General features: G+C 39.0%; 13 protein-coding genes. 6 read left to right on the top strand and 7 right to left on the bottom strand.

Features of this window, described 5'->3' with window-relative positions:
* Position 1: 1 nt before the first annotated feature.
* From J3P37_RS23005 to J3P37_RS02550, 7 genes are all read right to left on the bottom strand, one after another.
* A complete protein-coding gene (locus tag J3P37_RS23005; protein WP_369414050.1) occupies positions 2-154 on the bottom strand; it encodes a JAB domain-containing protein in 153 nt (50 codons plus the stop codon).
* Positions 109-2,439: a GH92 family glycosyl hydrolase gene (locus J3P37_RS02575; RefSeq protein ID WP_256009432.1), complete on the bottom strand. Its 2,331-nt coding sequence runs from the start codon at positions 2,437-2,439 to the stop codon at positions 109-111. Before J3P37_RS02575 ends, J3P37_RS23005 begins: the two co-directional genes overlap by 46 nt.
* Before the next feature lie 48 nt (positions 2,440-2,487).
* The gene (locus J3P37_RS02570; RefSeq protein ID WP_256009431.1) at positions 2,488-3,780 is read right to left on the bottom strand and encodes an alpha-L-fucosidase; all 1,293 of its coding nucleotides are present in this window, start codon (positions 3,778-3,780) and stop codon (positions 2,488-2,490) included.
* Between the two features lie 300 nt (positions 3,781-4,080).
* Positions 4,081-5,736, bottom strand: a complete 1,656-nt coding sequence (locus J3P37_RS02565; protein ID WP_256009430.1) for a sodium:solute symporter — start codon at positions 5,734-5,736, stop codon at positions 4,081-4,083.
* A gap of 50 nt (positions 5,737-5,786) precedes the next feature.
* Entirely contained in the window at positions 5,787-6,935 is a 1,149-nt protein-coding gene (locus tag J3P37_RS02560) for a glycoside hydrolase family protein (RefSeq protein WP_256009429.1), read from the bottom strand.
* A gap of 68 nt (positions 6,936-7,003) precedes the next feature.
* Complete coding sequence (locus J3P37_RS02555) at positions 7,004-8,233, bottom strand: enolase C-terminal domain-like protein (RefSeq protein WP_256009428.1); 1,230 nt, start codon at positions 8,231-8,233, stop codon at positions 7,004-7,006.
* A gap of 12 nt (positions 8,234-8,245) precedes the next feature.
* Entirely contained in the window at positions 8,246-9,067 is an 822-nt protein-coding gene (locus J3P37_RS02550; RefSeq protein WP_256009427.1) for an SDR family NAD(P)-dependent oxidoreductase, read from the bottom strand.
* A gap of 308 nt (positions 9,068-9,375) precedes the next feature.
* On the opposite strand from J3P37_RS02550, the gene J3P37_RS02545 reads away from it, so the two are divergent.
* From J3P37_RS02545 to J3P37_RS02520, 6 genes are all read left to right on the top strand, one after another.
* The gene (locus tag J3P37_RS02545) at positions 9,376-10,278 is read left to right on the top strand and encodes an AraC family transcriptional regulator (protein ID WP_256009426.1); all 903 of its coding nucleotides are present in this window, start codon (positions 9,376-9,378) and stop codon (positions 10,276-10,278) included.
* Between the two features lie 528 nt (positions 10,279-10,806).
* Positions 10,807-14,076, top strand: a complete 3,270-nt coding sequence (locus J3P37_RS02540; RefSeq protein WP_256009425.1) for a SusC/RagA family TonB-linked outer membrane protein — start codon at positions 10,807-10,809, stop codon at positions 14,074-14,076.
* A 21-nt stretch (positions 14,077-14,097) separates the two neighbouring features.
* Positions 14,098-16,011, top strand: coding sequence for a RagB/SusD family nutrient uptake outer membrane protein (locus J3P37_RS02535; RefSeq protein WP_256009424.1), 1,914 nt, complete (start codon positions 14,098-14,100; stop codon positions 16,009-16,011).
* Between the two features lie 29 nt (positions 16,012-16,040).
* Positions 16,041-17,282: a DUF5000 domain-containing lipoprotein gene (locus J3P37_RS02530; protein ID WP_256009423.1), complete on the top strand. Its 1,242-nt coding sequence runs from the start codon at positions 16,041-16,043 to the stop codon at positions 17,280-17,282.
* A 24-nt stretch (positions 17,283-17,306) separates the two neighbouring features.
* Positions 17,307-18,524, top strand: a complete 1,218-nt coding sequence (locus J3P37_RS02525; protein ID WP_256009422.1) for a DUF4998 domain-containing protein — start codon at positions 17,307-17,309, stop codon at positions 18,522-18,524.
* A gap of 146 nt (positions 18,525-18,670) precedes the next feature.
* Positions 18,671-20,716: an alpha-galactosidase gene (locus J3P37_RS02520; protein WP_256009421.1), complete on the top strand. Its 2,046-nt coding sequence runs from the start codon at positions 18,671-18,673 to the stop codon at positions 20,714-20,716.
* The last annotated feature ends 41 nt before the right edge of the window (positions 20,717-20,757 follow it).

Here is a 20,757-nt window from a genome sequence, read left to right as displayed (position 1 = left end):
GCTATAGAAGCCCCTCCTCTGCAAAGGAAAGATATCCTTCGGAAGTGAAAATTAGATGATCTAATACTGGTATATCAAAGATGTTACCGTCATCATTAAAATTATAATTTAATAAGCTGTGATTCCTGGCCGATCCCCTTTCCTTGTGCCCCAGTTTCTATTCGGCTTTGGCCCCATTATAAAACTTAATTCTCCCCCTTGCTCAATATCCTTATGCAGTAGAAATGTATGGAAGTAGGGTTTGCCATTTAGTAGAGCCGACTGAATATAAATATTATCCTTGGAAAGACTCGATGCTTTTATAATAAATGTATTGCCATTTGACAATTGGATCTTTGCTTCATCAAACGCTGGGCTACCTATTGAATAAATACCGTTTGCAGGATTTACGGGATAAAAACCCATACTACTAAATATATACCAAGAGGACATTTGTCCACAATCTTCATTGCCCACATATCCCGCAAAATCATTCGTATACAGTTCATTAATTATCTTTGCGACATAGAACTGGGTTTTCCAAGGCTGACCAACATAATTATAGAGATAAGCAACATGGTGGCTTGGTTCATTTCCATGAGCATATTGACCTATAAACCCTGAGACATTTCCGTTCACTTCAGAAGGTTTGGCATTAAGAGTAAAAAATGTATCAAGCTTCGCTCCGAAAGCTCTATCTCCTCCCGTCAACTTTATCAAATCATACACGTCATGCGGTACGTACCAATAATACTGCCATGCATTCCCCTCAGTGAAAGGATTTCCACCATTTGCACCATACTTTATTGGGCTAAACGGTTCAATAAATTTCCCAGCATCACTTTTAGCTCTAAAGAAGTTGATTTTCTTATCATATAGGTTTTGGTAGTATTGTGATCTCTTGGAAAATCTTTCATAATCTTCGATTTTACCAAGTTTCTTCGCTAACTGAGCTACACACCAATCATCGTAGGACATCTCTAAAGTTAGCGAGACGGATTGTGACTGTAAATTTTCCGGCATATAGTGGTATTTTTCCCATGTCGAAAAAGGAGCGTTAATATGGCTGCGAAGGGAGGAATTTCTGATTGCTTCATAAGCTTTTTGAACGTCGATGCCGGGCATATCTTTCATAACGGCATCCACAATTACAGGTATTGCATGGTTACCGATCATACAGTAATTTTCTTGCCCCCACAACTGCCAAATAGGCAAATAGCCATAGTCGTCGTATTGTCGAATCAAATTATTAACAAATTTGATATTTTTATCCGGCTCAATTAATGTATATAAAGGGTGGGTAGCACGATACGTGTCCCAAAGCGAGAATGTCGAATAATGACTATTGTCATTCGCCTTCTTTATGCTAGAATTCACAGCAGCATACTCCCCGTTTACATCAGCTAAATTATTGGGTTGCAGAAGCGCGTGGTAAAGTCCCGTATAGAAAATCTGCTTTTTATGTTCAGACCCGCTAACTTGTATCTTGTTGAGCTCCTTTTCCCAAGCAAGGTCTGCATTCTGAGAAACTAAATCAAAATCCCATCCGGGTATTTCCCTTTCAAGATTCAGTTTTGCATTTTGCGCGCTCACTGTTGATAAGCCAACTTTTACAATTAGAGGACTTGAAGACTTCGATTCAAAGTCTAAAACAGCTCTTAAATCCGTTCCATTTATTGTTTCATCGGAATATTGGTTGTCTCCGTCATAAAGATGTGCTTTTTGTATGCGACTTGAGAACTCAGCATAAAAATACACTCTCCTGAGCTTTACCCACCCCGTAACTAAACGATATCCCTCAATAGCATGATCATTAACGACCCGAAATTGCGAACTAACGACTTTGCGCCATGTAGCTGCATGATTAAGGTCTACAACTAAATGATTACTTTCTGAATTTAAAAAGCTATACCTATGCATGCCTCCATGTTCGGTAGCCGTAAGCTCTGCATTGATGTTGTAATCCAGAAGTTTGGCCTGATAATAACCTGGTCTCGCTTCTTCCTGACTGTGCGAGAATCTCGATCGATAGCCGCTGCCTGGTTTAGAGGCGTCTCCTGGCCTGGTTTTTATTTCACCAGTTGTGGGCATAAAAAGGATATCAAAAAGATCAGCGACTCCCGTACCACTCATATGTGTATGACTAAAACCGACAATTGTATTATCATTATGGTCATACCCTGAGGTTGCGGTCCATCCAGGATCCTCACGCGTATCTGGACTTAACTGAACCATTCCAAAAGGAACGGTGGCCCCCGGGTAGGTACAGCCAGCTAGAGAGTTTGTAAGTGCTCCAGTGCCAATAAATGGATTAACATAGGAGGTTAACTTAGTACTCCTATTTTGAGCGAAAGCGAAATGGGAAACTGAATAAAAGCTTATTACGCTAAAAAAAAAGGTTCTAAAAATTGTGGAAATCATAATAGCATTAATCGTTTTACTATAAGTATCACTAAACATAACTTATTTGAGGTGCAGGCCGATGTAACTACTCACCTCCCGATTGCATTAAAGCTTGATTACACTTAGTTGCCCTGCGTCTCTATCGATATGAATAACAATAACGGTATTCTGTGTAAATGTCGAATTGTCTAAAGCCTTGACTTTGACAGTTTTTCCTTGGATTAGAAATTGTAAGTCCGAACCGTCTAGATTCTGTATTCTCTTTATGCAAACATCTGGTATAGCAGGTAGTTCAATAGTTTTTAGGCCACTCTTAAAAACATGTACATAAATCTTGTCTTTCCTTCTGGTACTCCCGAAAACCTCATTAGGAACGTAAGGTCCTCCTTTCGTATTGAAAATGCTTTCACCATTCTTATGGACCCACTTTCCTACTTGAGATAGCAATTTTATCTGCCTTCCCTCTATTCTTCCATCCATCATTGGTCCTATATTAAATAACAAATTTCCATTTCCACACGCTGATCTAACTAAAGTTTGGATACATTCAACTTCCGATTTAAGCTTGTCGTTTGGTTTCCACGCCCATTGCTGGCCAATTGTAATGCAACTCTCCCATGGTTCGTTCAAATTCAACTGACCGATTCTCTGCTCTGGCGTCAAGAAATCGCCTATGGAGTGCTCGTTTAACACTTCACTCTCTTTCCCCAAACGATTATTAACGATAATATTAGGATCTAAACTTTTAATATATTTATAGATTTCGCGACCATGCTCGTTTGTCCAAGGCTTCTCCCAATAACCATCATACCAGAGTAAATAGGGGTGATAACGATTAATCAGTTCCTTAATTTGCAACTTCATTGTTGCTTTAAAAGCCTCCATATTGCCAGGAACGTTTTTACTTTGATCATTAGGATCTTGAATCGGGTAATTCGGGTCATGCCAGTCAAGTACCGTCATATAAATCCCTAAAGTTATTCCGTGCTTTTTACATGCTCTGGCTAATTCGCCGACAATGTCCCTTTTAAAGGGAGAACTCATGATATTATAACCTGATGAATGGGTTGGCCAAAGGCAAAAGCCATCGTGATGTTTGGCGGTGATCACCAAATATTTCATACCTGCTTTTTTTGCTACCCTCACCCAGGCGTCCGCATTAAACAGCACAGGATTAAATTCCCGGAACAAGCTGTCATAATCCTCTTGACTAACCTCTTTGTTTCTGCTCCATCCAATCTCTGTACCCCTTAATGTTACGGGGCCAAAATGAATGAACATTCCAAACCTCTTACTCATAAAATCAGCTAGTCTCGGATTATCATTGCTTTGAGCTTTACTTGAAAGAGTAATTAATATCAAAGTAAAAAATGCAAAAGTTTTTCTATTAATAATCATAAAGAACTGTTTTGTATAATTATCCTTTTTAGGATTACCTAGGGATAAATTTTAAAGTGGTTATGAATAGTCTACAATATCTTTTGTAGATATTGACTACTGTTTCCTGATAAATTATTGCATGGGAATTTCGACGTAGAACTATACTCGACCCTCTTTGATAATAGAAATTTCAGTTGACAAGCAGGCATATCATCAAAGCAAAAAACGTAATTTTCAGCTATGAACTATGTTGCGTGACTCGTTGCACATCATTTAGTCCGAGTTGCACTTATTTAACCAAATATCCTAGCTTGTAATTTATCTGAAAACGTAAAATAGAAAACCCATGATAACAAGCAATAATACGGAAAGTGCTTTGTAGTTCCCTATACCTGGCCAACCTTTATCAGAAATAGCCTCCAATGGAGAGTTCCAATACAGGGATCGACTTTCAGCCGTGTGTTTCGCTGGATAAAAAACAGAAAAAGAAACTTGGATTAACACACAAACACAAAAAAGGTAGAACGCCATCATCATAAACGGAATATTTCCGAGAATGGAATTTGGAGCCAGCTTGTTTAAAGAAAACACCAAAACGCCCAGAGCAGAGCCAATCCATAAAGTATACTTCGCTGACAAAGCAGAAGCGCGCTTCCAGAATACACCCACCACAAATACACAAGTAATTGGAGGAGCTATGTGTGCTATTATATCATTTAGTCCGTTAAATATACTTTCATAATGATTTAAAAGTGGAAGTAAAGTTAGTGAAACTACCAGAGATATCGCTGCCGCTATTTTTCCTGTTTTTATTAAATGTTCATCAGATGCGTTAGGCTTGTACCGCAGGTATAAATCATAACTAACCATCGTTGATATAGAATTCAAAGCCCCAGATATTTGACTCATTAATCCTGATAGGAGTGCTGCAACGAGAATCCCAATTAACCCAGTCGGCAATAATTGCGTGATCATAAGGGTATATATACCCTTACTGTTCACCAGAGGCTTTCCATTAATTTGGGTAGTAATAGATGAAAGATCGATTTTTCCTGAGGATGCAAGAGTATAGGCAAACAGACCTGGAAGTACGAAAATAAAAACAGGTAATACCTTTATAAAGCCACAGAAAATAGCTCCTACTCTTGCATGGTTTTCATCCCTGGCTCCTAAAACCCGTTGAACAATCGTTTGATCTGCACACCAGTACCAGATACCTAAAACCGGATATCCTAAAAATACCGAGTACCATGGCATCCCACTAGGATCTCCTTCCGACCGCATCATTGACAGCTTATCTAATTGCCCGTTCGCATGTAGTACGTTAACCATCGGTTCCCAGCCTCCCATCTTAATATATGCAGCTACACTTATCACCACTGCTCCAAAAAGTAAAACAACAGTTTGAATTGATTCAGTAACTACAACAGCTGTTAATCCACCCACAATTGTATATATAGCTGTTATGATGGATATCACTATTACACTTGTATACATATTTACTCCAAACAAAGTCTGCAGAACAATACCCCCTGCAAGCAATGAAAAAGAAATATGTATGATTATAGCAGAAACTACAGATACTATAGCCAACCAATCTCTGCTCGCCCGGTCGTATCGTTTTTCTAAAAAATCAGGCAGTGTTGATACGCCTGATTTAATATAAAAAGGAATAAAAAAAAGCGCAAGAAGAATCAGAGTGAAAGAGGCCATCCATTCAAAATTCCCGTTTAGAAGGCCACTATCAAAACCGCTCTGAGCTAGGCTTACCAAGTGTACACAAGATATATTTGTTGCGAAAAGAGCAAGACCAATCATGGGCCACCTCAATGTTTTACCTGCAAGAAAGTATTCTCCAGCACTATTATTATTGAGACTAGTCCTGCGTTGATGTCTTAGACCAGCCCAGAGTCCAATAACAAAGATTCCTATGATGTATATCGCACTTATAGAAAGGTCTAATGAGCCTATCATGATTATTGATTAATTGATTAGTTTGTGGAACCGAGGAAATCAGCTTTAACTCATTTTCCTTTTTGCCAATCTATTTTGAATACATAAGATTCAGAAACCTTTCCTCCATTCACATTCAGATCAGCTGCAGAATAAAAATATGCTGGTTTCCCGTTTTGAAATAATATTGCTGGACGCTCCAATTTACCTGTAGCATCACGAATAAAGTGCCCTGGGGTACCTTCAAGCTTTTTGTGATCTACTTCTGAACCCCAATAATCAAGAATATTACCCATTGCAATTTTAGCATCTGCCAGTTTAAAGTCTAAACCTGTCTTTGATTTCCATAGGATAATATCTCCGTAGATCCCCGTATTACCTCCAAGGTTGTCAGTTGTCAATAAATAATAGTTTTTCTTCCATGCAAACGCCTGTGCATCTTCTAAATAAGAAACATTATCTGTAATAGGAGCATCACACATAACATAAGGGCCTTCTATTTTATCTGACACTGCGTAACCATACTTTGCCTTCATGTGTTCTGGAGTTCCACATTTATAATAGATATAATATTTTTTACCTATTTTCAGAAAAGCAGGGTTATCGGCACCAATTGCAGCTCGGTAAGTCCAATGATTAGGATCACTTGAACGAGTTACCATTATACCTTCATTTTTTCCTCCAAATCTCCATGGCCCGTTTATATCATCAGCTATCATCATACCTGTCCGCTGAGCATACTGACCACTTGGATCCTGGCAGATGTATAACAGTATATATTTTCCATCTACATATTCAATTCGCGGATTATGTGGTCCTGCCATTGTCTTTGGATCAGGAAACATAGCAGTTTTCATAATAGTACGCACAAATTTAAATGGCCCTTCAGGTCTGTCTCCAACAAAATGAGCAATTTCAGCATTAGGCCCAGACCATCCATCCATGCCTTCTACTGCAGGCCATCTACTTGCAAACAGATGTATCTTTTTATCCTTTCCCTCTATAGGAGATATACACCAATAATACCAGTTGGAATCGGCTAAAGCTGCTCCGATAAATTTTGCATTAAGAGCCATTTTGGCATAAGGAACCTTCGTAGGCTTTCCCTTTGCTGTTCGTAATGTTTTATCCGGATCTTTTACCGATTGTGCGCTAACGAAGAGTCCGCACAACATCATTACACAAATAGTAAAGCAAATTTTTTTAAATTGATTTATCATAATATTTATATCTAAGTGGCTAGTTTGAAAACTTATTCAAGCGATTAAAAAGCTTAAAAGATACCTTTCTAATTTAAGCTAAGAAGATCACAGCTGCTACCCGCTTCCATTGGGGTTTGATATGCGCCATTTTCTATTTTTACCGGATGTTTGAAATATTTCTGAAGATGAGGGATATGCTCTAAAAACAAGGCCTCATGACTAAGTGAGATGTGGTTAAATAGAACTAGATGTTGATGTAACTGCCCCATATCTCCAACATGGGGCACAACAGGTATCCCAAACTTTTTACATAGAAGACTTATAGTAATAAATTCGCTCACTCCACCTACCCGCACGGCATCTACCTGAATGAAGGAAGCTGCCCGAGCCTGAAGATAGTTTTTAAAGATAACCTTGTTAGGAACATGCTCTCCTATTGCTACCTTTATCGGTGATATCGCTTCGGCTAAGGTTTTATGTGCAAGAACATCATCAGGATGAGTAGGTTCTTCAACCCAATATGGATTAATGGCTTTAAGTTTATCACAAATACTAAGGGCCTGGGGAAGTGACCATTGCTGATTTGCATCAAGCATTACCTTTACCTTTTCGCCTGCAACTTCCCTAACTATGTTAGCTCGCCTTATATCCCGCTCAGCATCCTTAGACCCAACTTTAAGTTTCATAGCCGTAAAACCCTCCTCGATTGCCTTATAGCAATTCCTTCTAACCTCTTCGTCAGAGTAGTTAAACCACCCTATTGAAGTATCATATCCGGGATAACCGCTTGCAAGAATCGGAAGCCTGTTGGGTTGTGTTAACTTTTGTAAAGAAATGAGCTTAACTGCCTCTTCCCGAGTAAGTACATCCTCAAGATACGATAAATCAAGGGTATTAACCAGCTCTTCTGCTGATAAATCTATTAATAGTTTCCAAAGTGGCAATCCACTGCTTTTTGCCCATAAATCGAAACATGCATTGGTAACAGAAGCGAGAGCTAAATGCACTACTCCCTTATGAGGCCCAAGCCAGCGAAATTGCTGATCGTTCGATAAGTTTCTAAACAAATCACCAAAGCTTGACATTATTTCATAAATGTCCTTCCCTTTTAATTTCTCTGCATAATACTTCGCAGCTTGGCATACTAGATCATTACCCTCCCCAAGAGTAAATGCGAATCCAACTCCGACATTACCTTTTTCGTCATATAATTCCGTTACTGCGTAAGAATATGTAGGATTCAGGTGTACTGCATCACTCCCTGCATTTCCATCTAGCTTGTAACGTTTGTCACTAACTCTAATTTTATGTATCATCGTTCTTAAAAATCAGCTACGGCAAGTATGTTTTTCAACCGTTTGAGCTTGGTGTTCAATAGGCTTGTTTCTTTTATACCCTAATTCGGCTCCCCCAGAAACCGGAAGAATACAACCTGTTATAAATCTTGCGTTGTCTGAGATTAAAAAAAGGCAAGCGTCAGCTATTACATCACCTTCAGGGCAATATCCTAATGGGTGAATATTGTTCAGATAATCTTCAATTGATGAGGAATTTGGCTGATCTAAACTCCAGCTTCTTAACATCGGTGTCCAAACACCTGCAGGCGCTACGGCATTTACCCTTATTCCGAAATAAGAGTAATCAAGGGCCATAGACTTTGTAAGTGCATTTATAGCGCCTTTAGTAGCGCTATAGGCCGCATGGATTTCCTGACCTATTGAACCTACAAGACTTCCCGTATTTAAAATATTTCCTTTTGTTTTCTTTAAAGCAGACAAAGCCGCTTTTGTAGTATTGTAAATACCTTTGACATTCACATCAAAAAGTCGCTGCCACTCCTCTTCTGTCGTTTCATCCAGCCTTTTCGAGGGATTAGAAATCCCTGCATTATTATGAACAACATCCAAACGACCATAAGTTTCCAATGTTTCACTGATAGCTGAATTTACTTGGTCAAAAATAGCAACATCTGCTGCAAGAAAAAGAATGTCATCATTATCAAAGGATTTCTTGGCAAATTCTAAACTCTCTTTAGAATTTGACACAATTGCTAATTGTGCACCTGCTTTTAGATATGCTTTAGCGCATTCATAACCTATTCCCTCCGTGCCTCCGCTTAAAAAAATAACTTTATCTTGTAGTGGTAACATCTTCAATTAATCTGTGATTATCCATATATATTGACGGAGAACTCGAATCAAGAAACTCTCCCTTTTAATTTGGTACAATTCCTTGTACTGATTATTGCAAACAGCCCATTTCCGTTGAATCAAAAGTATGTCTATCCTAATATGTATCCAATGGGCTATTCCTTGGTTTTAATGGACAATACCATTATTGACTTTTTTGCTCATTCAATTATTTTTAATAATATTTGCATGATTTCAAAAATCTTTAGAATGACTGCCTTCTCAATCAAAGCAGCCCGCCAATCATTAATACCAATTTCATAAGAAATATGAATAGTTACATTAAAAGAAGAGATGGATTTGAGGGTGAGAGATTAATAAGCATACCTGAAATGGTCTGGAAAAAAAGTAGTAGGCGCAGTCCCGGTGTTTTCAATCTATATATTAGCCATATAGGCTTTTTTCCGAATGCAAAAAACCATTATCGCGAGCGAAAACGAGGCTGTATTGATAATATCTTGATCTATTGCATCAAGGGAAAAGGTCACTACATTGTGGGGGAAAAAGAATTCACGGTCTCACCGAATCAATTTATACATCTTCCAGCAACCGATGAATACCTTCGCTATTGGGCAGACAAAGAAGATCCTTGGAGCATCTACTGGGTACATTTCACAGGACCAGATGTAAGGAAAATGAATGAATCTCTAAATATTCAATTACTTCAAGGGCCTGTAGATATACCGGTCAATAACAAGATTATAGAAATTTGGAAAAACATTTATAATAGCTTGGAAATGGGATACAGTACTGATAACTTGTGCAACGCAATTTTCTGTCTGTATCATTTAATTGCGATCTTCTTATTCCCTGATAAGCACTTCAAATCGGAAGGTCCTGAAGCAAAAGACATAATTAACGAAACAATAATGAGAATGAGGTCTAACTTACGGCTGAAACTTACCGTAGAAAATATGGCCGAGTGGCACAACTTATCCGCTTCTCATTTCTCAAGCCAGTTTCGTAAAAGTACGGGAATTCCTCCAATAGATTATTTCATCCATCTGAAAATGCAGAAGGCCTGCCAATTATTGTGCAACGAGGATCTCAAGATTAAAGAGGTCGCCTTTAGATTGGGGTATGAGGATTCATATTATTTTTCACGAATTTTCAAAAAAACTATCGGATCCTCACCTGAAGTTTACAGAGCCAAATCGAAGAAGGGAATGTAACCTCCAACATTTCGAAGCAGCTATTCTATATGCCAATAAGCCTCTCTATCGGATGAACGCTGTGTCTGTCCGAGTAATCGTCAGTTAAAGAACAATCTATAATAAATCAATTCACAACCTTAGTTGTGCATATCCAAAGGGAAGGAGTACTAAAAATAAGTCCGTTCCACTTATTGTAAATGCACTAATGATCCAGATTTGGATATCAAAGGCTGTTTATTTTACTCAATTCCTGATTTCAGGTATAAAAACGCCCCCGCATAGAATAATCCATCATGTTTAAGGCTTAGTCCATTTACCTCACGAAAATTCAGACTTAACTTTAATTTTCTAAATAAACCAATTAAAATGCTAACTCACCAGTTCAAAGTATGTACCTATTATGTGGTAGTCTCCCCTTGGAGCGTCAATCAATTTTGCTTTATCAAAAATTTACGCAAAACACAACAATTTAAAGTCTTCAGTCCAATGTTAATACCTAAAAGGATATGCAGTGAGGCTTATCCACATTATCTTAATTAAGCTATTATGAAGTTATTTTGCGAATCTAAAAAAAGTATCGGCCTGGTGTTGCCAACTCGGGGATTTAAACTTTTGTTCGTCCTAATCTTCCTGATAATAAAAGGAGAGCTTTACGCACAAGAAAAAGTTACTGTCACCGGGACCGTCCGTGACACCACAGGAGAAACACTAATAGGAGTGTCAATCACTGCTGTCAATAAAAAGGGAGTGGGAACCACAACAAATGATGCAGGCAAATTCATCCTTGAAGTTGAATCGGGAACTTTATTAAGGATATCCTATGTAGGTTTTAATGAGCAAACAATCACAGTTTCACCTAACAATAGAGTGTTAAATATCGTAATGAAGGATGCCGGAACGCTCGAGGACGTAGTTGTGGTGGCCTATGGAACGAAACAACGTAGAGAGGCCATTGTTGGCTCTGTTACATCAGTACGGCCAGGGGACCTGAAAATTCCTGCAAGTAATTTAACAAATGCACTTGCTGGCCAGGTTGCAGGAGTAATTGCTTATCAGCGTTCGGGGCAACCAGGGCAGGATAACGCAAGCTTTTTTATTCGTGGAGTGACCACTTTCGGTTACAAAAGGGATCCGTTGATACTTATTGATAACGTTGAGTTAACTCCATCTGACCTTGCAAGGCTACAAGTTGATGACATAGAAAGCTTTTCCGTACTGAAGGACGCCAGTGCTACTGCGTTATACGGAGCACGGGGAGCTAATGGGGTTATCCTTGTAAGTACAAAACAAGGAAAAGAAGGGAAAGCAACAATAAGTTTTCGGTTGGAGAATTCACTTTCTCAGTCAGCTCAGACGCTCGAACTTGCAGATCCGATTACATTTATGAGGTTGTTTAATGAAGCTACTGTTACAAGAAACCCTCTAACTCCGCTACCTTTTAGCCAAAATAAGATTAACAACACTTTAGCTACTATAAACCGTAGTCCAGGATACAATGAATATGTTTATCCTGCCGTTGACTGGTTGGATTTGCTATTTAAAAAAAGAGCAGCGACGCAACGAGCAAACTTAAGCGTAAGTGGAGGTGGTGGTGTAGCAAAATATTATGTATCTGGCTCTTATAACGTAGACAATGGAATCCTGAACCAGGATGAGAGGAATAATGCTAATACTAACGTCAAATTTCGTAACTATCAACTTCGCTCAAACGTTAATATAAACTTAACAAAATCAACCGAACTAGTTGTAAGACTGGCTGGTACTTTTAGCGATTACAATGGCCCCATTGCAGCAGATGGAGGATTTTCGACTGACTTATATAATGTTGCGATGCATACTAGCCCTGTTCTCTTTGCTCCTTATTATCCGGCAGATGAAGCAAATCAAAACAGTAAGCATATTTTGTTTGGAAATGTTGGAGGTAACAACTCTATAGAAGTAAACAATCCATATGCACTTCTACTTCGAGGTCATAAAAATTCTACCGAATCCAGAATGTCGGCCCAACTGGAATTAAATCAAAAAATGGATTTTATTACCAAGGGTTTATCTTTCAGAAGTATTTTTAGCACAAATAGATATTCCTACTTCGACTCTCAAATGGCCTATGGACCGTTTTATTACAACATTGGAAATTACGATAAAGCTGCTAATCAATATACTCTTGCCTGGCTAAACCCAAGGCCTAATGACGGATCCGGAGTACCGAATGTAGCACAGGAATATTTGTCGTATTATCCAGGAGAACCAAATTTAAATACATTTCTTTATGGACAAGCAGCCGCTGCCTACGATAGAACTTTTGGAGATCACAATGTAAGCGGCACTATTATAGGAACTGCTCAGCAAACTATCTACTCAAATGCTAGAGATCCGAAGACAAATTCAAGAACTCTACAATATTCGCTCCCTTACCGTAATCTTGGAGTGGCAGGAAGATTAACTTATTCTTTCAAAAATAAATACTTCTTAGAAGCGAACTTCGGCTATAATGGTTCTGAGAGGTTTTCCGAAGATCACCGTTTCGGATTTTTTCCCACAATTGGAGGAGGTTGGGTCTTATCCAACGAACGGTTCTTTGATAATCTAAAGAGTGTAATTGATAGGTTTAAAATCCGCGCAAGCTATGGGCTAGTAGGAAATGATGCAATTGGTTCACAAAGGTTCTTCTATCAATCTGATGTAAATTTAAACGGAGGCGGAAATTACTCATCTTTTGGTACAAACCTCGAATATACACGTACTGGTGTTTTCATCAACAGTTACGAGAACAGAGCTATCACATGGGAAACTTCCCGTCAGACTAATCTAGCCTTTGAACTTTCACTTTTAAGAAGATTCAACTTAACAGCAGAGCTGTACAGGAATTTCCGATATAACATTCTAATGGATCGTTCTTCCATCCCGCAAACCATGGGTCTGGAATCTTTAAGTCCGGTTAGCGCTAACATCGGAACTGCAAAATCTAAGGGAATTGACTTACATCTAGATTATTCCGGAACTATAGGCAGAAAGGTGTCCATAAGGCTATTGTCCAATTTCACGTATTCGAGCAACAAGTATGTGCACTACGAAGAACCGCAATGGGAAGAACCCTATCGTTTTCGTTCGGGACAATCTATTGACCGTAACTTTGGCTATATAGCTGAGCGTTTGTTCGTAGACGACAAGGAGGCCATTAACTCTCCAAAGCAAATTTTTTCTACAGGAGGAACGCCTCCCAAAGGAGGAGATATTAAGTACCGTGACTTAAATGAAGACGGTGTTATTGATGGTTACGATCAAACTTTCATCGGATTTCCTCAAACTCCAGAAATTGTATATGGATTTGGGCTCTCCTCAAGGTTCAAAAACTTTGATCTTGGTGCTTTTTTTCAAGGCCAGGCACGGGTTTCCTTATTTATAAATCCGGGACGCGTTAGCCCTTTTATACAAAGTCCTGATGCAAATATTTATGGCAACACCCAGCTTCTTAAAGCCTTTGCTGATGACCATTGGTCTATCGACAATCAGAACTTATATGCCCTTTATCCACGACTTGGAACTAATGGAGGCGAGATAGAAAACAATCGCCAAAATAGTACTTGGTGGATGCGTAATGGTAGTTTTATGCGATTGAAATCCTTGGAACTTGGTTATACTTTGCCATCGAAGCTATCGAGAAAAATTCAGCTAAGATCAGCCCGAGTATATTTTAACGGATTAAATCTGGTAACCTGGAGTCCGTTTAAATTATGGGATCCTGAACTAGGGGGAAATGGTTTTGCTTATCCAATACAAAAGGTATTTAATCTCGGAGTAAACGTAAGTCTTTAATACCTCACTAAAATAATAAAAATGAAATTATTTTATAAATATCTCAGCATAATTGCTCTTCTCTTCTCTACCGTGTCCTGCAAGAAATATCTGGATATTACTCCTGATAATTTAGGCACATTAGAATATGCCTTTAGAAACAGAAATGAAGCAGAAAATTATCTATTTACCTGTTATGCATACTTACAGCGCCTAAGTGACATTACAGCAAATCCAGCTTTTACCACCTCAGGAGAAATTATTTATCCGGACAATTTAACTTCTTATTCAGATAATACGACAGGTTTCTTCATGCTAAAGGGAACTCAAACTGCGAGTAACCCGGGACTGAATACTTGGGACGGAGCTAATGGAAGTTATAGTTTGTTCAGGTCGATTCGTGCCTGCAATACCATGCTTGAAAATATTGATCAACCAATTGATCTTTCTGCTACAGAAAAAAAACGATGGATAGCTGAGGTTAAATTCCTTAAGGCATACTATCATTACTACCTAATGCGAATGTACGGCCCTATCCCTATTGTAGATGAAAATCTACCAATAACGAGCACAACAGAAGAGGTTCGCGTAAAAAGAGCCCCTCTAAATGAAGTTGTTCAATACATAGTATCATTACTTGACGAAGCAGCTCCGGATCTACCGCCAGTGATTCAAAATCAATCAACTGAATTGGGACGTGTCACCAAGTTAATAGCGCTTGCAGTTAAAGCTGAAGTGTTAGCAACTGCGGCAAGTCCATTGTTTAATGGAAATGCGGATTATGTAGATTTGAAAGATAAAGACGGAGTAGCGCTTTTTCCGATAACATATGACCCTCAAAAATGGAAAGCTGCCGCAGATGCTTGTTTGATTGCTATTAATGAATGCGCAGCACAGGGATTAACTCTTCATCAATTTATACCACCAGCAAACATTTCCCAACTTTCCGATTCTTTGAAAACCGTATTATCTATCCAAACGGCGGTTACGGAAAAATGGGAATTAAATGATGAGTTAATTTGGGCACATGCACCTCTCTTTGGGTGGGAGGGCAGAGCAACCCCGAGATTGACGTCAAGATCAGTGAACAATGCATTTTCCAATCCTGGAACTTTTTCTGTACCCATCCAAATGCAAGAACTATTCTATACAGATAAGGGAGTTCCTATTAATGAAGATCTAACTTGGGATTATAATAACCGCTATACGTTGAAAACAGGAGATCGACAATCTAGATACTTCATTAGAGAAGGATACGAAACAGTCAAAGCTCACTTCGGCAGAGAGCCACGCTTTTATGCTGATGTTGCCTTTGATGGAGGGATTTGGTTTGGTAATGGCATATATGATCAGAATAACGCCTATGCCGTTCAGGCCAGGGGAAGCTCCTCATATGCGGGACCTCACGATTTAATCAGATTCAATAATACAGGATACTGGCCTAAAAAATTAGTTAACTATTTATCCGTTTACGATGACGGATTTCAACCAGTTTACTATCATTTACCAATAATGAGGCTTGCCAGTCTATACCTTTTATATGCCGAAGCTCTGAATGAATTTGAAGGTCCGCAGAATCAAGATATTTTTGAATATATAGACCTTGTACGGGCGCGTGCAGGATTACCAGGAGTTAAACCAGCCTGGAGTACTTATTCAAAGAATCCAAATAAACCTAATACAAAAGAAGGTCTTCGTCAAATTATTCATCAGGAGCGACGGATAGAGTTATGTTTTGAAGCTCAAGCCGGTTGGGATCTTCGAAGGTGGAAGGAATTACAAACAGTTCTAAGTAATCCTTTATTAGGCTGGAGTGTCTATAACGAAGAAGCAATTAATTACTACAGGCCAACTGTCAAGCTTACACCTGTTTTTAGTCTTAAAGACTATTTATGGCCAATTCGAACCGAGGATATTATTACAAATCCAAACTTGGTTCAAAATCCTTATTGGTAATCTTTTATAGGAACCTAGCAATTAACATTATGAAAAGGAATTTACAGTACTCGACAATACGAATATTCTATTTAGCAATATTCCTTCTTACTGCCATTACTGGCTGTAAAGAAGACAATGGATACAATGATCCAGTAACAGGAGATAAAACAAAGCCTGGTACAATCACCAATGTAAAGATAGATAATTTTAATGGAGGAGCTCATATAACCTACGATCTTCCAAACTCCAAAAATTTACTTTATGTACTAGCAAAGTATAAAATTAATGACCAAACGGGCAGGGAAACCAAATCCAGCTATTACTCTGATAGTATAACGGTAGAAGGTTTTGCTAATAACCAGGAGTATGAGATCACTCTCTATGCGGTAACCCGTGCCAATATTATGTCCGATCCTGTTACCGTAAAGGTTCATCCACTTACACCTTATTATAAGCTGATAAAACCTACAGTGATCGCCACACCGGATTTTGGGGGAATAAACATTACTGCTTCAAATCCAAATAGACAACCAGTAGGAATGATTTTGCTAGCATTAGACTCTGCAACTAATACATTGGAGATCGAAGATCAGCACTATACTAATATCGATGACATCAAGTACTCTGTAAGAGGATATTCACCTGTAGATAGGAAATTCGGCGTATATGTCACTGATAGGTTCGGAAACAACTCTGACACAACAGTTGTCACGATTCGCCCCTTGCCTGAATCGCTAATAAACAAGAACTTATTTTTTACCTACCGTCTTCCATCCGACGCTGATCTTTATCCGGGTTGGAATGTTGAAAATCTGTGGAACAATAAAACTGACGATTACTCAGCCGGATGGCATACACAATCATCTTCTAAAGGCTTCCCTATCATTGCCACATTTGGATTAGGTCAATCGGTGAAGTTTAGTCGCTTTTTACTCTTTAATCGTCCTGGTGGCTATTCCTATAGCCATGGTAATCCAAAAGTCTTTACTTTATGGGGCTCAACAAAAAATCAACCCGCAGATACCCCATTGCCTAGAACATCACCAGAAGGTACTGTTGTTGGCGATTGGGTTAATATGGGGAACTTCGAATTCCCAAGTCCCCCTTCCGGACTCGCGCCGGGGGCAGCAAACGCCGCTGACCAAGCCTATGTTGCAGCTGGCGTGGATTTTAATGTTCCGATAAGCAGTCCGGCAGTCAAATTTGTACGATTTGCTGTAGCACAAACATGGGGTGGTGGTGATTTCGCACACACTATGGAACTCACTTTCTATGGCAACCCTCAGTAAAACCTTTAAATTAAAGAGTTAGAGATGAAGAAACATATATTTCATGCAGTTCTCCTATTATTGGTAGGCATGTTTATCACAAGTTGTGAAAAGAAAGACACAGATTTCAAAGAATTCTTTGATAATCAGGAGATAGTATATCCCGGCATAGTGGCCAAAGTAACGGTTCTCCCGGGGAAGAACCGCGTTGGTCTTGCTTGGAATCCTAGTCCCGACCCAAGTATATCAGGCTATATTATTTATTGGAACAATGGCCGTGACTCACTTAAGGTCAATGCTACAACTCATAGTCCCCTGGACACAATCAAGGCTATTGTTCCAAACCTAAATGAGTTCACGTACTCTTTTACTATTTTTTCCTGCGATGCTGACGGTAATAGATCTATTCCCACAATGATTGACAACGTGAAGGTTTATGGTGAAAATTATCAATCACTTCTATTAAACAGACCCTATAACGCAAGTACTCCATACGCTCTTGATGAAAACACAAGTGCGGTAACTCTCAATTTTGACACTCCAGACACCATCAACATCGCGACAGAGATAAGATACACTACCCTTTCAGGGGTACAGGCTACAAAAGAAATCAAACCGACGTCAAGTTCAATAACATTGACAGATTATAAGCCTTCAACAGATATCTTATATCGATCTTCATATATTCCAGCAAAGGGAGCTATTGATACTTTCCAGGTTTCAGACTACGACACTTTTCCGAGAATATTCAGATATGTTCAGTGTGACAAATCACTCTTCCGGGAAGTTAATTTGCCTAATGACGTTGGAACATACAGTTCAGAAACTAGCATTAGCAAACTATGGGATGGTACTACAGGTCCGCAAGGCTTTCCTAATATCTTCCACAGCGACGGAGCATACAACCCGCATGTTCTTACGTTTGATCTAGGCAGATCGTATAGCCAACTCGCCCGGATAGAGGAAACAGGAAGAGATTGTTGTAATAACCCTGACAAATTTGAAGTTTGGGGAATTGAAGATATCACAAACGCTGCTACAACCTTAAGACCCGACAACGCAGGATGGAAAGATGAAGCAATTTCAAAAGGCTGGACCTTGTTGAAAGAGGTCACGAGAACGGATGATGGTAAAGCACCGATGAAGTTTGATCTAACAGATAATCTCCCCCCTGTAAGGTATATTCGCATCAGAGTGTTACATACAACAACGGGATCCGCTTACAGTAATATGAGCGAAATAACATTATGGAATAAAGAATAAAATGAGACGGGAGCTCCAAAAACGCTCCCGTCTTAAGCTAGTGTAAAAGAATCTATTCATTCAAAAACTCTTGCAGAAACACAAATAAATTTAAAAATAAATAGACACGTCCCTCCCTTCCAACAAAATTTAATAGAACTGCACTCATGAAACTATTTAAATTTCTGCACACTATGCTAGTTGCAGGTTTATTGTCATCTTCCATCTCTGGTATTGCCAGCATGAAAATGTCTCCTCAAAACATCACAATTCCCTACGGATCGTCAGGAAACATACAGTATGATCTAAAGTCCGGGAGCTTTCAGGTCCTTCAATTGGGAAATATAATTTTTTCTAACGCTTATTTTCAAGCAAAAAATAACGGATCATTTCTACTATTCAGAGAATACAAGACGAGAACATTTACAAAGAAAATCATTAGGGATAATTTCGGCAGTGGTACTAAAAATGTTATCGAATATAAGTCAGCAGGACTACCAACTTTAAAACACATTATCTACACATATCATGATAAAAATTATTTTCTTATCGAACTTATTTTGGAGGGGAAAAACGTCAGATCAAATTATCTTGCTCCCTTCGTTTCTGACTTCAAAAATATAGATTCAGGCGCCCAACGGTCACTTTTTGTCCCTTTCGATAATGATGCGTGGATAAGATATGATGCAAAAGCATTTAAAGAGGGCGTTGAAAACGTAAGTTCGGAAGTGGGTGCTATTTACAACGAAACATCTCAACAAGCAATAATTGTTGGCTCAATCGAGCACCAAGTTTGGAAGTCAGCTATAAAAACCAAGGCAGAAAGATCCCATAATAAGTTAATTGCTTTTTCGGGTTACACAGATAAAGAGGTGACAAGAGACCAACAAGAGCACGGCTATCTGCAAGGAGACGAGATTCGATCATCAAAGTTTTTGATAGGGTATTTCAGTGATTGGAGATTTGCGATGGAAGAGTACGCTAAAGCCAACCGTATTGCTGAAAGGCCATTTGTTTTTAATTGGACAAACGCAACTCCTGTAGGATGGAACAGCTGGGGCGTGGTGCAGCAAAACATTAATTATTCTAACGCTACTAACGTAGTTAATTTTTTTGCGGATAGCTTGAAGGGTTTCCGCAATGGGAACGACTTTTACGTTGATTTGGATTCTTACTGGGATAGTATGATTAAAGGTGGTTATGAAGGGGATTTTTCAGAACTTAAAAACTTTGCTGATTACTGCTTAAAAAAAGGACTTCAACCAGGAGTTTACTGGGCACCTTTTACCGACTGGGGATTTAAGTCTGGAGGAGAGCGAAGAGCAGAAGGTAGTTCTCACACTTTTAGGGAAATGTGGACAAAGGTGAAGGACGGATATCACGACTTCGATGGCGCTCGAGCATTGGATCCAACTCATCCAGGTACACAGGAACGAATTAAACTGGTAATTGGCAAATTAAAAGAATGCGGCTTTAAGATGATTAAAATAGACTTTCTTGGCCATGCATCTATCGAAGCAGATAGTTTTTACGATAAAAATGTCCACACCGGAATGCAGGCATATAAGGTGGGGATGGAATATTTGCTGAAACAACTGGATGATAAAATGCTGATTTATGCCGCCATTTCGCCAACTATGGCATCAGGGCGATATGTGCATATCCGCCGTATAGCATGTGATGCTTTTAAAGCGATAAACGAAACAGAGTATACATTAAACAGCCTAAACTACGGCTGGTGGCAAACGTATCTATATAATTATGTTGATGCAGACCACGTAGTTCTAGGAACTCAGACTCTTGGCGAAAACCGTGCTAGAACACTTTCAGCAGTTATTACAGGTACCTTTATAACTGGTGACGATTTCTCTGTGTCAGGCCCATGGACATCCAGAGCAAGAGAGCTTTTTCAAAATACAGAGTTATTAAAACTGGTTGCAAAAGGAACATCATTCAGGCCTTTAAATGGAGATAGCGGCAAATCAGCAAGTGAGATATTTTGGAAAAGTGTAGATGGCTTCCTCTATCTTGCCTTGTTTAACTACTCAGATTCCGAGAAGTCAGTAAGGGTTGATCTAACCAAGGCGGGGTTAGCGGCAGAAAGTGAGTACTCCGGTTCTGATATTTTTTCTGGCAATCAATACAAAGTGGGAATGAATCAAGAAAGCCGGATACCAGCTAAAGATGCTGTTATGCTTAAAATTAAATTATAAATTCAAGAATAATGCATGAGATTTCTTTGGATTTTGCTGTC

This window comes from Desertivirga xinjiangensis, from assembly GCF_024436435.1.
Classification (GTDB): domain Bacteria; phylum Bacteroidota; class Bacteroidia; order Sphingobacteriales; family Sphingobacteriaceae; genus Desertivirga; species Desertivirga xinjiangensis.
The sequence above is the reverse complement of the archived record's forward strand: the minus strand, read 5'-3'. Positions and strand labels throughout refer to the sequence as shown.